The organism is Qipengyuania pacifica, assembly GCF_019711555.1.
Lineage (GTDB): Bacteria > Pseudomonadota > Alphaproteobacteria > Sphingomonadales > Sphingomonadaceae > Qipengyuania > Qipengyuania pacifica.
Genome location: NZ_JAIGNQ010000004.1, coordinates 363,630 through 378,449 on the forward strand (window position 1 = coordinate 363,630; position 14,820 = coordinate 378,449).

Annotated in this window: 10 protein-coding genes; 7 read left to right on the top strand and 3 right to left on the bottom strand. The window is 60.6% G+C overall.

The features are described from left to right. The first annotated feature begins 70 nt into the window (after nucleotides 1-70). Both K3177_RS14365 and K3177_RS14370 read left to right on the top strand, forming a co-directional pair. A complete protein-coding gene (locus K3177_RS14365; protein ID WP_103024144.1) occupies nucleotides 71-1,369 on the top strand; it encodes a sugar MFS transporter in 1,299 nt (432 codons plus the stop codon). 90 nt (nucleotides 1,370-1,459) lie between these two features. Continuing rightward, on the top strand, nucleotides 1,460-2,194 hold the full coding sequence (locus tag K3177_RS14370) for a 3'(2'),5'-bisphosphate nucleotidase CysQ (RefSeq protein WP_221598784.1): 735 nt from the start codon (nucleotides 1,460-1,462) through the stop codon (nucleotides 2,192-2,194). Here the strand turns inward: K3177_RS14370 and K3177_RS14375 are convergent. After that, nucleotides 2,191-3,084, bottom strand: a complete 894-nt coding sequence (locus K3177_RS14375; RefSeq protein ID WP_221598785.1) for an HpcH/HpaI aldolase/citrate lyase family protein — start codon at nucleotides 3,082-3,084, stop codon at nucleotides 2,191-2,193. The two genes, K3177_RS14370 and K3177_RS14375, sit on opposite strands and share 4 nt — an antisense overlap. A 345-nt stretch (nucleotides 3,085-3,429) precedes the next feature. Between K3177_RS14375 and K3177_RS14380 the strand changes: the two genes are divergently transcribed. Continuing rightward, on the top strand, nucleotides 3,430-4,641 hold the full coding sequence (locus K3177_RS14380) for an acyl-CoA dehydrogenase family protein (protein WP_221598786.1): 1,212 nt from the start codon (nucleotides 3,430-3,432) through the stop codon (nucleotides 4,639-4,641). An 18-nt stretch (nucleotides 4,642-4,659) separates the two neighbouring features. Then, entirely contained in the window at nucleotides 4,660-5,730 is a 1,071-nt protein-coding gene (locus tag K3177_RS14385) for an acyl-CoA dehydrogenase family protein (RefSeq protein WP_221598787.1), read from the top strand. A 109-nt stretch (nucleotides 5,731-5,839) separates the two neighbouring features. Here K3177_RS14385 and K3177_RS14390 read toward each other — a convergent pair whose 3' ends face one another. Beyond that, complete coding sequence (locus K3177_RS14390) at nucleotides 5,840-7,066, bottom strand: TetR/AcrR family transcriptional regulator (protein WP_221598788.1); 1,227 nt, start codon at nucleotides 7,064-7,066, stop codon at nucleotides 5,840-5,842. A gap of 348 nt (nucleotides 7,067-7,414) precedes the next feature. Here K3177_RS14390 and K3177_RS14395 point away from each other — a divergent pair, with 348 nt between their 5' ends. The 3 genes from K3177_RS14395 (at nucleotide 7,415) to K3177_RS14405 (ending at nucleotide 13,624) form a co-directional block, all read left to right on the top strand. Further along, a complete protein-coding gene (locus tag K3177_RS14395) occupies nucleotides 7,415-8,665 on the top strand; it encodes a serine hydrolase domain-containing protein (RefSeq protein ID WP_221598789.1) in 1,251 nt (416 codons plus the stop codon). After that, complete coding sequence (locus K3177_RS14400) at nucleotides 8,662-10,698, top strand: 3-hydroxyacyl-CoA dehydrogenase NAD-binding domain-containing protein (RefSeq protein WP_221598790.1); 2,037 nt, start codon at nucleotides 8,662-8,664, stop codon at nucleotides 10,696-10,698. The genes K3177_RS14395 and K3177_RS14400 overlap by 4 nt, the downstream gene beginning before the upstream one ends. Before the next feature lie 160 nt (nucleotides 10,699-10,858). Continuing rightward, on the top strand, nucleotides 10,859-13,624 hold the full coding sequence (locus tag K3177_RS14405; protein WP_221598791.1) for a TonB-dependent receptor: 2,766 nt from the start codon (nucleotides 10,859-10,861) through the stop codon (nucleotides 13,622-13,624). Nucleotides 13,625-13,731: 107 nt separating this feature from the next. Here K3177_RS14405 and K3177_RS14410 read toward each other — a convergent pair whose 3' ends face one another. After that, nucleotides 13,732-14,652 carry a YihY/virulence factor BrkB family protein gene (locus K3177_RS14410; protein ID WP_420493678.1) on the bottom strand — a complete coding sequence of 307 codons (921 nt, stop codon included), beginning with the start codon at nucleotides 14,650-14,652 and terminating at the stop codon, nucleotides 13,732-13,734. Nucleotides 14,653-14,820: the final 168 nt, after the last annotated feature.

Genomic DNA, 14,820 nt, shown 5'->3' on the forward strand with positions numbered 1-14,820 from the left:
TGGCAAGCAGCACAAAGATAAGATCAATGTCGGGCGTCATTGAGCCCCGACACCTGGGAGGAATGTAGAGATGGCACTGGCCCCTGATGTTGCAGCGAGCACGGATCCTGCGGCGGTTGTCGAGGATGGCGAAGGGATCAAGGCGCCGGGTCTCAACTATTTCGTCTTCGGCCTGTTCTTCATCTTCGGCGGCATCACGTCCCTGAACGATGTGATCATCCCCAAGCTGAAGGAGCTGTTCACGCTCAACTACACGCAGGCCATGCTGGTGCAGTTCTGCTTCTTTGCCGCCTATCTCGTGATCGGCATCCCGGGTGCCAAGCTGGTCAAGAAGCTGGGCTACATGCGCGGCGCAGTGGCCGGCCTTTTGACCATGATGGTCGGCTGCCTGATGTTCATTCCCGCCAGCCAGAACGCCACCTACTGGGTGTTCCTGCTTGCCCTGTTCGTCCTTGCCAGCGGCGTGGTGATCGTCCAGGTCGTCGCCAATCCGCTGATCTCGCTGCTGGGGCCGCAAAGCACGGCGCACAGCCGCCTCACCTTTGCCCAGGCCTTCAACTCGCTGGGCACCTGGGTCTTCCCGCTGATCGGCTCGGTCGTCATTCTGGGCAGCCTTGCCAATATCACTGCCGATCAGCTCTCGGGCGCCGAGCTTACCGCCTATCGCCAGGCGGAAAGCGAAGCGATCTGGCAGGGCTATCTGGGTGTTGCCGCCCTCATCGCGCTGGTCGCGCTGGCCGTCTGGCTGTTCCGCAATCGCCTGCAGGGCGAAAAGCACGAGGCATCGAGCGGCTTTGCCGGTCTCGACCTGCTGAAGCGCAGCCGGTTCGGCTTCGGCGCGCTGTGCATCTTCCTCTATGTCGGCGCGGAAGTGTCGATCGGGTCGATCATCATCAACTACCTTGCCGAAGATCGCGTGCTGGGCCAGCCGGAAAGCGTGATCGGCTGGATGATCAGCCTCTACTGGGGCGGTGCGATGGTGGGCCGGTTCATCGGCTCCTACTTCCTGCGCCTCTTCTCGCCCGGCAAGATCCTCGCCTTCAACGCGACCGGTTCGATCCTGCTGATCCTGATCAGCGCCAACAGTTCCGGTACGCTGGCCGCCTACAGCCTCCTTGCCGTGGGCCTGATGAACTCGATCATGTTCCCCACGATCTTCTCGCTCGCCTGCGAAAAGCTCGGCTCGCGCGCGGCGGACGGATCGGGCATCATCAATGTCGCGATCTTCGGCGGCGCGGTCGTCCCGCTGCTGTTCGGCGTCCTCGCCGATACCACCGGCAGCCTCCCCCTCGCCCTCACCCTCCCCGCCATCTGCTACGCCATCATCGCCAGCTTCGGACTCTTCGCGCGAAAACCCGCAACAGCGTGACAGGGAGGGGGCGCAACTCTTTGGGGTTCGCAAATCGACGCAGTTCTGCCATGCGTTCCCGACATGCGGTGACGCGGGGGCGTTTACGAAATGACTGACGCAGAATTGGCAGCCCATCTCGCCAAAATCGCGGGCAACATATTGATCGAAGTTCGCGATAGCGGGATGTTTACCGGCAAGGCGCTGGGCAAGGCTGGCGATCAGACCGCAAATCAGTTTCTCGTCAGTGCCCTTCGCGAACAGCGACCCGACGACGGGCTGCTTTCCGAAGAAAGCAGGGACACTGACGAGCGGCTTTCCAAGGACAGGGTCTGGATCGTCGATCCGGTCGACGGCACACGGGAATTTGGCGAAGCCCGAACCGATTGGGCGGTCCACGTCGCATTATGCGTAAACGGCAGGCCGGAGACAGGCGCGGTTGCATTACCGGGCCTTGGCATCGTTTTGCGCAGCGATGCTCCCATTGCACTACCCGCCCTTCCCCAAAGGCCCCGCATGGTGGTCAGCCGCACACGGCCGGCCGCTGAAGCGGTTGCGGTATCCGATACAATCGGAGCGGAACTTATCGGTATGGGTAGCGCCGGCGCCAAGTCCATGGCCGTGGTTCGCGGCGAGGCGGAAATCTACCTCCACACAGGCGGCCAGTACGAATGGGACAGCGCGGCCCCCGCTGCTGTTGCACTGGCCCATGGCCTTCATGCGAGCCGCATCGATGGCAGCCGGCTCGTGTACAACAATGCCGATACCTATATGCCGGACCTGCTGATCTGCCGTACTGAATGGGCCGAACAGGTACTGGCCGAAGTCGCGAAGATTTCGACCTAGTCTTCGACCTGTGCAAGTAGTTGGCGCGCGCGGGACAGATGCGGCCGATCCAGCATCCCGCCTCTCCAGCCGATCGCTCCCGCGCCCGGATTGTCTTCGAAAAGGGCAACGATCTCGCGCGCCTCGGCGACCTCTTCCTCACTCGGCGTGAAAGCTTCGTTGATGACCGGCACCTGGACGGGATGAATTGCCAGCATGCCACGATATCCCTGTCGCCGGACCTCGATCGCACGTTTGCGGAGACCCTCGAGATCGCGGAAATTGGTGTCGATCGTCTCGACTGGCACGACTTCAGCAGCCGCTGCCCCGAGCAGGCATAGGCTCCGAGCAAGTTTGTATGTGAACGCGAATTCGCCTTCGAAATCCTTGTTGCTCTGCGCCCCGAGAGAATCGGCAAGGTCCTCCGCACCCCAGGTCATCCCGACCAGGCGCGGTGCCCCGGCATAATCGCCCGTGGTGAACATCGCTGCCGCGGTTTCGGTTACCAATGCGATGACCGGGGTAGAGCCGGGTTCTATTCCGTTTTCCACTTCCAGCGCCGTCATCTGGCGGTCCAGTTCCTCGACATCAGCGCGGCCGCGCGACTTGGGGAGCATAATGCCGCCGGGCCGCGCGGGCATGACGATGGCCAGATCGTCGGCCGTCCACTTGCCGTCGAGCGGGTTGACGCGAACCCACAGGCGAGCGCGTTGCGCCTCGTCCTTGCTGCGCAGAAGTTCCGCGATCGCATTGCGAGCATCGGCCTTGCCGCTTTCGACGACGGCATCCTCAAGGTCCAGGATGACGATGTCGGCTTCGCCGTCGGCGGCCTTGTTCATCTTCTTGTCGCTATCGCCGGGCGCGAAGAGCCAGCTGCGCATGCGGAGTGTGGGTAAGTTGATCATGTACATGCTTGAGGCGAAAGGAGGGGCCCGCGTCAAGGGTGAAGCGCCATGCCGTAACGTCCACATGGTTGCGCTTGCCCGCATTCGATTATGCGGTATGTTATCACCTCATTGACTTGCGATTCCGGATGACAGGATGGTAAACGCTCGAATAGACGCGATATAGCTCTGGATCCATCAGGGAAGCTTGACTAGGGTCGAAAAACTTTTTGAATATAGGGTATCCAACCGGCAGCTGCTTTTAGGTTCACCCGCAAGACTATGAGTAGAGGCCACAAAGCATCCAGCAGAATGGATCGTGGCCGCGGGCCGAGGAGCCCGATAGAAGGACAGGAATTAGAGGAGAGGCCTATGGCAACACAGCTTGAACCCGACGCCCGCGCCGATGAGAATGCGTTTCGCACCGAAGTGCAGGAATTCATCGCCGCGAATTTTCCCGAGGAACTGAAGAACAGGGGCAATGCCCTTGCCGGCGTGGAAGGACCCAGCAAGGAGACTCCGGCGCAGAAGGCATGGCGCGAAGCCGTCGGCGAACGCGGCTGGGGCACACCGACCTGGCCCAAGCAATATGGCGGCGGCGGACTGAACAAGGCCGAAGCACGCATCGTCGAGCAGGAATTTGCCAAAGCCGGCGCCTACAACCCGATCGGGGGCATGGGCGTGATGATGTTTGGCCCGACGCTTCTGGAATTTGGCAGCGAAGAGCAGAAGCAGGAGCATATCCCGCCCATCTGCCGCGGCGAAATCCGCTGGTGCCAAGGCTATTCCGAACCCAACGCCGGGTCCGACCTTGCCAATCTGCAGACCTTTGCCGAGGACAAGGGCGACCACTATCTCGTCAATGGCCAGAAAACCTGGACCAGCGGCGGCCAGTGGGCCGACAAGTGCTTCGCCATCGTGCGGACCGACAAGAGCGACAAGCACAAGGGCATCAGCTTCATGCTGATCGACATGGACACACCGGGCGTGGAAGTGCGCCCGATCACCATGATCAGCGGGATGAGCCCGTTCTGCGAAACCTTTTTTACCGACGTCAAGGTGCCCAAGGAAAACCTGGTGGGCGAAGAGGGCCAGGGCTGGACCATCGGCAAACGCCTGCTCCAGCACGAACGGACCAATCTTTCGGGCGGTGGCAGCATGGCCCGGATGATGGGTGCCAGCCTGTCGAACATCGCCAAGAAATATTGCGAAACCAATGAGGACGGATCGCTGGCCGACCCGATCCTGCGGGACAAGATCGCGAATTTCGAAATCCGGTGGTCGAGCTTCCTGCTGACAGCGCGCCGCGCAGTCGATGAAAGCAAGGCGCAAGGCGGCGTTTCCGAGATCAGTTCCGTCCTCAAGAAGGTCGGCACGACGCTGGGGCAGGAACGCGCGGAGCTCCTGATCGAGATCCGCGGCCTTCAGGGCCTGGGCTGGCAAGGCGACGAGTTTTCCGACAGCGAACTGGAATCCGTGCGCGGCTGGCTCTTCGGCAAGGCGACCACGATCTACGGCGGGTCCACCGAGATCCAGAACAACATCATCGCCAAGCGCGTGCTTGGCATGCTCGACCACCAGTAAGAGGGGAGCACACAGACAATGGCAGTTCTCAACGAGGAACAGGAAATGCTGCGCGATATGGCGCGCGACTGGGCAAAGAACGAAAGCCCCGTAGCCGAATTCCGCAAGGTGCGCGCCGGCGGCGAACCGCAGGCCTATAATGCCGATGCCTATGCGACGATGGCGCAAATGGGTTGGGCCGGGGTCATCATTCCGGAAGAGCATGGCGGGTCCGACTTCGGCTTCATGTCGGCCGGACTGGTTATCGAAGAGCTCGGCAAGACGCTGACCGCGAGCCCCTTGATCGCCACGACTATCGCTGCCAGCGCCATCATACTTGGCGGCAGCGACGGGCAGAAGGCAAAATGGCTGCCGAAGCTGGCCAGCGGCGAAGCCGTTGCAACCCTGGCGGTAGACGAAAGCGCCCGTCACGATCCTTCCGGTATCGAAACCAGCGTGTCCGGCGGAAAGATGACCGGCAAGAAAGCCTTCGTCCATGAAGCGCATGGCGCCGACCTGTTCGTGGTCGCGGCCAAGGATGGCCTCTATCTGGTCGAAAATGGCGACGGAGTTTCGCTGACCACTCGCAAGCTGACCGACCAGCGCAATCATGCCGATATCGCATTCGATGGCGCAGCGGCGGAAAAGCTCGAAGGCGGCGGCGACAGCCTGCTGGAGGATGTACTCGATCGTGCACGCGTGCTGACGGCTGCCGAGATGCTCGGCATGGCGCAGGCCGTGTTCGACACGACGCTCGACTACCTGAAGCAGCGGGTACAGTTCAGCCAGGTTCTTGCGACCTTCCAGGCGCTGCAGCATCGCATGGCCGATCTGTTCGCCGACCTTGCGCAGATGCGTTCGGCCGTCGAAGGCGGCCTTCAGGCGATCGACAGCGGGTTCGGTGTGGCGCAGGCCGCGACCGTCGCCAAGGCGGAAGCCAACCGTGTTCTGCATCTAATCAGCAATCAGGGCATCCAGTTGCACGGCGGCATCGGGATGACCGATGAATATGATGTCGGCTTCTACCTGAAGCGTGCCCGAGTGCTTGAATCCTCCTGGGGTTCGTCGAGCTATCTCCGGGATCGCTTTGCCCGGTTGAGCAAGTACTGACGACAAAAAAGGCGCCCGCGATATTGCGCACGCCGCGGGCGCCTCTTCTTTTAATAACGTGCGATATCTTCGTTCGGCGTCGACGGGGGCACGGCGTACCGACCGACCTTCACGCAGACGACGTGATCATCCCCTGCGCCATGACCGACAGATAGGTCTTCACCGCATCTTCGCTCTTATCGAAACGTGCCGCCCAATGCCGTGCATCATAGGCCGAGTTGACCGTAGACATCAGCACCTGCCCGGCCACGAGCGGATCTATCGCGCGGACCGAGCCATCCGCGACCCCATCGATCAGCATACCCGCGAAGCGCCGTGCCAGCCGATTGGACCGCGTAACGACATCTTCCTTATGTTCGGCATCGAGCGCCTGAAGCGCCGTGGTGCGCAATAGCGGCGTACCATCGAAAAACTGCAGATCGATCAGTTCGGCAAGGACACTCGACAATCGGGTCCAGTAATCAGTCTCGATGTCGCGCCCGGCGATCTGGACGGCCGACAGGCGATCATAGCTCTGCTGGAAGCAGGCGAGTACCAGATCGTCCTTCGCCTCGTGATGGTGATAGAAGCTGCCCTTGGTCACATTGAGGCTTTCGGCAATGCGACTGACCGACGCGCCGCGATAGCCGCGCTCGTTGATCGTCACCGTAGCGGCCCGCAGAAACGCTTCGTTCTGCCCGGCCTGTTCATCGTCCGACGTGCGCCAATTGCCGACGAGTTGCTGGGGATCTACCAGTCCGCGCGTCGTGGGCAGACCGTAAGCGAGGATATCGAACAGGCGATCCTCGATCCGTGAAAAGTCGAGAACGGAATAGCGCAGCGACCAGACCGGCCACCACATCATCGCTTCGAGAAGGATGTGGGCGCGCGCCGAAAACAACGCCCGTTCTTCCCGGTCAGCCCAATCGCCAAAGAACCGCCGTACCAGGTCCACAACCCGCAGGTAATGAGCCATCAGCGCGTCATAGGCCGCCCTGTCGAGCGTGCGGATTTCGGACAATGCAGTGGTCAGTCCTCGTTCGCCCGCGCGGATGCGTTTGCGAAGGGTGACATGGGCGGCGATGAAATGGCGCAGCCGAGCCGCCGGATCGTCCTGTTCCAGCGCCTCTGCCGCCATCCGCTCCATCAGGGTGAGCGTTTCGTCATAGACCGCGACGACGAGCTGTTCCTTGCGGGGGAAATAATAGGTCACGCTGGTCGCATTCAGCCCGATGGCCTGTGCAACATCCGCAAGTGTCGTTGCCTGCACGCCCGCATCATTGATCAGGATCGACGCCGCATTGACGATGGCATCGCGTTTTTCCCCGAACTTGCGGGTGTTGGGTGCGCGGCTCATGAAACGAAGATGCGCATGGCGATGCCGAGCACCCTATTTCCCGGAAATGTCGGGATGCTGTTGCACCGGTGTTGCTTGCCATGGGAAAGTCGCAATCGGTGAGCGTTGCCGGTCCCTGTCCGCCAGCCAAAAGGCCACACGATCGCCATTGCGCGCGCAAGCTCGCTCATCCCAATCCCCTCTTGCTGTCGCCTCTGTCGGGCGACTCTCTCTCCAACGCACAAGCTACACCCGTCCAACCCCGACACGCAAGCCGTGTTCGAAGTTGAGGTATGAGGGTGGCAAGAACAGATGAATTCGCTATTCGTACAAAACCGAAGCATAGGTATGCGCGGAGAGGAGACAGGAATGTTCGAGCTGGCAGACGCCGGAACACTGGGATTCGATGACGAGCGACTGGCGCGAATCGCACCCTTTCTTGCCAAGACTTATATCGACGGCGGGCGGTTGCCCAATGCCCAGCTGGTCATCGCGCGGGACGGACAGCCCGTACATTATACCAAGCTAGGTTCGATGGGAGACGACAATCGCGAACTGCGCGATGACGCCCTGTTCCGTATCGCCAGCATGACCAAGCCCGTCACATCGATCGCTTTCATGCAGCTGGTCGAGCAGTGCGAGGTTGCGCTGGAAGAACCGGTTGCGCGCATCTTCCCCGAATTTGCCGACCTGAAGGTCTATGCCGGCGGCGGCGGGGCGATCCCGTTTGCGCCCGGAAAGCGCGCCAGCGCGATGCGCTTCATCGACCTGCTGACGCATATGTCCGGCCTCACATACGGACTGCAGAACCGCAACAATATCGATGCGGCCTATCGCGAGAACAATTTCGATTTCGCCCGGGATCACCTCGATAGCGATGCCTTTATCGAGAAGCTGTCCAAGCTGCCGCTGGAGTTTGCGCCGGGGACCGGCTGGAATTATTCGGTTTCCACCGATGTGCTGGGCGTTGCCGTCGAACGGATCAGCGGACTGCGGCTTGGCGATTATTTCGAAAAGCACATCTTCGCACCGCTGGGGATGACAGACACGCATTTCGGCGTGGCCGAGGGACAAAGCGAGCGGCTGGTCGATGCCTATGCCTACCAGCCGGGCCATGCCCCCAAGATGATCAATGCCGGCGCGACCAGCAAACTGAACGAGCCGGGCGCCTTCGACAGCGGCGGTGGCGGGCTGATCGGGACGATTGCCGATTACCACCGGTTTTCGACCATGCTGCTGAATGGCGGAGAACTGAACGGCGCACGCATCGTCAGCCCGAAAACCATACGGTTGATGCGTACCAACCATTTGCCGAACAATGCCGACCTGACCGAAATGTCGAGCAGCCTGTTTTCCGAAGCCAACAGTGCCGGAACCGGTTTCGGCCTTGGCTTTGCCATGGTGATCGACCCGTCGAAGACGCTAATGCCGTCGAGCGAAGGCGAATTCTATTGGGGCGGCGCCTATTCGACCGCCTTCTTCGTCGATCCGGTCGAACGGATCACCATGGTATTCATGACGCAGGTCTACCCTTCGTCGACCTACCCGATCCGCCGTCAATTGAAGACGCTGATCTATTCCGCCCTAACCGACAGCTATGCCGATGGAGACCGTCCATGACTTCCCCTATTCGCACCGAACGCCACGATAACGTCCTTGTCGTCATATCCGACAATCCCCCGGTCAACGCACTCGGCCAGGCAGTGCGTGCCGGGCTGAAGGATGCGATCGCAGACGCGCTGGCAGACGACGGTGTCGAGGCCGTCGTGATCCGCTGCGACGGTCAGACCTTCTTTGCCGGCGCCGATATCACCGAGTTCGGCAAGCCGCCGGTCGGCCCCAATCTGCCGGAAACGCTGGATGCGATGGAAGCGAGCGACAAGCCCGTCATCGCGGCCATCCATGGGACGGCGCTGGGCGGCGGCTGCGAGGTTGCGCTGGCCTGCCATTACCGCGTTGCCGTGCCTTCGGCAAAGCTCGGCCTGCCCGAAGTGAAGCTGGGACTGATTCCGGGCGCCGCTGGCACGCAGCGCCTGCCGCGCCTTGTCGGGGCGGAGGCCGCCCTCCCCCTCGTGGTCGGCGGAAATCCGATCCCTGCGAAGAAGGCCGAAGCAATCGGACTGGTCGATGCGCTGGTGGGCGAAGACAGTCTGGAGGCAGACGCCATCGCCTTTGCCAAATCGAAGATCGGCCAGCCGGTCCCGCGCGCGTCGGAAGGCAAGGCCAATGAAGACGGCGTTCGCGATCCGGACCTGTTCGACCGTTTCCGCGCCTCGCAAGCACGCAAAATTCGCGGTTTCGATGCGCCCAATGCCGCGATCGAGGCGGTCAAGGCGGCAGGCGAACTGTCCTATGCCGACGGCGTGAAGAAGGAACGCGAACTGTTCGGCAAGCTGATGGGCGGCACGCAGAGCGCGGCCATGCGCCATTATTTCTTCGCCGAACGCGCTGCCAACAAGATCGACGACGTGCCCAAGGACACGCCGCTGATCCCGATCAGGAAGGTCGGCGTCATCGGCGCAGGCACGATGGGCGGCGGCATCACGATGAATTTCCTGTCGGCCGGCATTCCGGTGACGATCCTGGAAATGGCGGAAGATGCGCTCGATCGCGGCACGCGCACCATGCGCAAGAATTACGAGAACACCGCCAAGAAAGGCCGCATGACGATGGAGGCGGTCGATACCGCCATGGGCCTGCTCACTCCGACGCTGTCCTATGACGATCTGGCCGATTGCGATCTCGTGATCGAAGCCGTCTACGAGAATATGGACGTGAAGAAGAAGGTCTTCGCCACGCTCGACGACGTGGTGAAGGACGGCGCGATACTTGCCTCCAACACCAGCTATCTCGATATCGACGAAATCGCCACGGCCACCAAGCGCCCCGGCTATGTCGTCGGCCTGCACTTCTTCTCGCCCGCCAATGTCATGAAGCTGCTGGAAGTCGTGCGCGGCAAGGAAACGCGCGACGATGTGCTTGCGACGGTGATGAAGCTGTCCAAGAAGATCGGCAAAGTGGCCGCGGTGTCCGGCGTCTGCCCCGGCTTCATCGGCAATCGCATGCTTTCCAAGCGCCAGGAACAGGCCAATGCGCTGATCATGGAAGGCGCGAATTACTGGGATGTCGACGACGTTCTGCTGGAATTCGGCTTTCCGATGGGGCCGTTCCAGATGGGCGATCTGGCCGGGATCGATATCGGCTGGCACCGCGATCCGAGCAAGGTGACCACCGTGCGCGAAGCCCTGTGTGCAGCGGGCCGCTTCGGGCAGAAGGCTGGCAAGGGCTTCTACGACTACGACGAAGCGCGCAACCGCACGCCGTCGGACGAAGTGAAGCAGATTATTGCCGATTTCGCTGCCAAGGAGGGCAAGGAACAGCGCGAGATTTCAAAGGACGAAATCCGCGAGCGGCTCCTCTATCCCATGGTCAACGAAGGCGCGAAGATCCTCGAAGAAGGCATGGCTCAGCGCGCCAGCGACATCGATGTGGTGTGGATCAATGGCTATGGCTGGCCGCTCTATACGGGCGGACCGATGTTCTGGGCGAAGACCATCGGTTTCGATACCGTGGTCGAGGGCCTTGACAGACATGGCCTCCCGGTAAGCGAGCATCTGCGCAAAACGGCCGCGGACGGTGGATCGCTCGATTGAGGCTGCTTTAGTGCGGCAATTTCGAAACAGCGGTACGCAATTCGACGAACAATCCGGCACGTTGGACCGTTGCACCTTGACATAAATGAGCATTTTCCCTTGAGATTCGAGGCAAGGGTATGCGCCGGATAAGGCGCGCCCGCACGGAGAGGAGAAACCGATGAAAAGATTCAATCTACGCCACCAATGCGCCCTCGGAGCACTGGCGGGGGCGATGGCCTTTGCGCCATCCGCTGCTTCGGCCCAGGACACGGCGACCACGGAACAGGATACCGATCTTGTCGCCGCGGCGGATGTCGATGACGGTAATGTAATCATCGTTCGCGCGCAGGGACGTGACCAGACCCTGTCGGATGTGCCGGTGGCCGTTTCGGCCGTGACCGCGGAAACGCTGCAGAAATCCGGTGTCGCCGACATTCGCGACATGAACCAGGTTGCGCCGTCGCTGCTCATTTCTTCGACCGGTAACGAATCCAACGGTTCTGCCCGTATCCGCGGCATCGGCACGGTTGGCGACAACCCAGGCCTCGAAAGTTCCGTCGCGGTGTTCATCGACGGTGTCTATCGCTCACGCTCGGGTAATGCCCTCTCCGAACTCGGACCACTCGATCGCGTCGAAATCCTGCGCGGGCCTCAGGGCACGCTCGGCGGCCGCAACTCGTCGGCCGGTTTGATCAATATCTATACCGCCCCACCCGAGATGGACGGATTCTCGGGTTATGGCGCTTTCACCTACGGCAATTACGATGCCATTCGTGTCGAAGGCGGCATCAACGCGCCTTTGGGCGAAACGGTGGCTGCGCGTGTCGACGGTGTCTATTTCCAGCGCGACGGGTTCTATAACGATGTCGTCAACGACACGAGAGTGAACGATCGCGATCGCTACCTCATTCGCGGGCAGTTGCTGTTCGAGCCGACGTCGGATCTCAGCATCAGGCTCGTCGGTGATTACTCGAAGAAGGACGAGGCGTGCTGCGCCGCTACCTTTGTGCAGCCAAGCTTCGCTCCGCTCGCACGACTGTCGGATGATCTGCCTCCGACATCAGCCGATGCAAAGTTCGACTATCCCGGATCACTGACGCCTGCACTGACCAGTACGGCCAATCCGATCATCCCGGTGTTATTGGCACTCGGCCAGGACCCGCGGGCGCTTAACCAGTCGACGTTCAACCGCGATATCTACGTCACGCCGGGACGTAGCTATCAGGGTGAAACCGAGGATTACGGTATCTCCGGCGAAGTCAATTGGGACTTCGGCAACGTCACGATGACGTCGATCACCGGCTATCGCGACTATTCCAACTTCCAGGGTTCGGACACGGACTATACCCAGGTCGATATCCTGTATCGCGCTCCGGGGCCGAATGCCGGTGCGCGCGAGTTCAAGACATTCACGCAAGAGCTCCGGTTCAACGGTTCGCTGCTCGATGACCGCATCGACTGGCTGGTCGGCGGCTTCTACGCCAATGAAAAGCTGGAGACCCGCGACAATCTGAGGTTCGGCACACAATATGGAGCATTCGCTCCGTGCCGCGTCGTGAACGCTGTCAATCCAGCGCTTGCCTCGCCACTCAGCACCGGATGTCTAAGCGCTGGTGGACGCGCAGCGCTGCTGGCCGCGAACGGCGGTGCGGGCGCGTTTGGTGCCGCAACCCCGCTGATTTTTGCCGGCTTGGACAATCTGGCCCAGATCAACGATCTTGGCGGCACGGGCGATGTGTACAATCAGAAGAGCGAAAACTTTGCGCTCTTCACTCACAATATCGTCCACATTACCGACAAGCTCGATCTGACGTTGGGTCTTCGTTACACAAATGAAACGAAGGACTTCAACGCGTCGTTCGGCAACGACAACGTCATTTGCCCGCAGAACCGCGCCCTTTTGGGCTCCCTGCTTGGGGTCCCGAGTTTGGCTGGTCTGGCAGGCGGTATCATCTCGCTGTCGTGTCAGGGCAATTCGACTTCGGAACTGGACGGCGTATCGCTCGCCGATACTCGTGACGAAGATCAATTCACCGGCACGGCGATCCTGAGCTACAAGGCCACTCCGGACCTGTTGTTCTACGGTTCTTACTCGCGCGGCTACAAGGCTGGCGGCTTCAATCTCGACCGTTCGGCGCTGACGACCCCGGTAGCGTTCAATGTGAACACGCTGGATCCGACGAACTTGCAGTTCGAGGAAGAAACCGTCGATGCCTTCGAAATCGGTGCGAAGTATCAGACCCGTCAGTTCGGCGTCAGCGTCGCGGCGTTCCGTCAGGAATTCACGAACTTCCAGCTGAACACGTTCAACGGTTCCGTCTTCCTCGTGCAGAACATCAACGCCTGTAAGGACGATCTGGGCGGAGCAGATCGTGACAACAGCGCGGCGACTGGCGCATGTGCCAGCGATCGGACCAAGCCCGGCGTGGTCGCCAAGGGTGTGGAGATCGAAGCGAACCTGTCTCCGGTCCGCGACCTCACCGCAACAGTTGGCCTCACTTACGCTGATACCAGCTTTGCCAACAATCTGATCGGCAACGAGGACGGAACGCCGCTCGATCCGGCGCTGCGCCTGCTTCCGGGCGACAATATGTCCAATGCTCCCGAAATCGTGGCAACGTCGTCACTCAGCTGGACCCCGCCCATCGGTGATAGCGGCATGCGCGGCCTCTTCTTCGTGAATGCCCGTATGACCAGCGATTACAACACCGGGTCGGACCTGCTGTACGGCAAGGAGCAGGATGGCTTCGTTGTGGTCAATGGACGCATCGGCGTGACCAATATCGGCGGTAGCTTCTCGGTCGAAGGTTGGGTGCAGAACCTGTTCGACACCGATTACACGCAGGTCGCCTTCAATACGCCATTTGTTGCGGAACAGCAGACCTACTCGGCCTTCCTGGCCGAACCGCGGACCTACGGTGTCACCGTCCGCGCCGAATTCTAACTGGCATAAAATCTGACAAGGAAGGGCCCGGCATCTCACGATGCCGGGCCCTTCCTTGTTTAACGCATGATCGTAACCCGCCATGCTCGATTGCGATACGAAGCTTGCTAGGCTGACGACTTCACAAGTGACTTCAGTCGGCCCCGCTGGAGATGCCTGTTCACAGCTCTTCGCTCGGCCTTTTCCATCCACTGCGCGATTGTGAGATCGCCCTCTGCCACGTCTGCGAGAACCGCACCGCGGCTGCCGGCAGGCTTCGGCGTTCCTATCGTGCTGTCGACTGCCGTCTGTCGTTCGATTTCTGCATTCAGCAAGGCGCCCGCCAAGACTCCGTAGGCCGATAGAAACAGCCACATCAGGAACACAACGATGGCAGATAGCGACCCATACGTCGCGTTGTAGTCGCTTACATAGGCCACGTAGAACGAAAAGCCGAACGAGACGGCTATCCAAAGCACCGTGGCAAGCATCGCACCGGGAGCAAGCCAACGCCACTGGGCAGGTTTGCGGTCCGGCCCGTACCGCATGATCAGAGCGAACCCTACACTTCCGAGCAGTATCGAGGCGATCCAGGTCACGCATTTGATCGCGAATTCGGCGGCCGGGCCGAAAAGTCCGCCCGCCTGCGTTTGCAGCCACGCGAACATCCCGCTGCTGATCAACCCGGTCAACGCCACCAGGATTGCTGCCAGTGTCAGAGCGGCAGCGCGAAGGGTCCGCGAAATGAAACCACGGGTTTCGTGTTCCTCGTTGATGATGTTGAGCGCGCCGATAAGCCCGTTGGCAGCACGCATTCCGCCGTAGATCGCAAATATCAGAGCAATCGCAAGGGCAAACCCCGTGACGCCTGCATTTGCGGTCACGACGCCCATGAGCTGATCTTCGATGACCGTAGCAACTTCGCTCGGCACCACTTCGATGATCGTCTGCATCTGGGTATGCACGGTATCGACATTGCCGACCAGGCCATAAACCATGACGGTCGCAGCTATCAGCGGAGTAAGCGCAAGGAAGGTAAAAAATGCCACACCTGCCCCCAAAAGCGACAGATTGTGGAATCCCCACATCGTCCACACCCGCCTAAGAATCTGTTTCCAAGCGGCTTTCGGCATCTGCAAAGGGCTTTTAGCGGTTGCACCGGGCGCGTCTTTGGAGGATGACTCCATGTCGAGGGTGGGATTTTCGACCTCATCGGG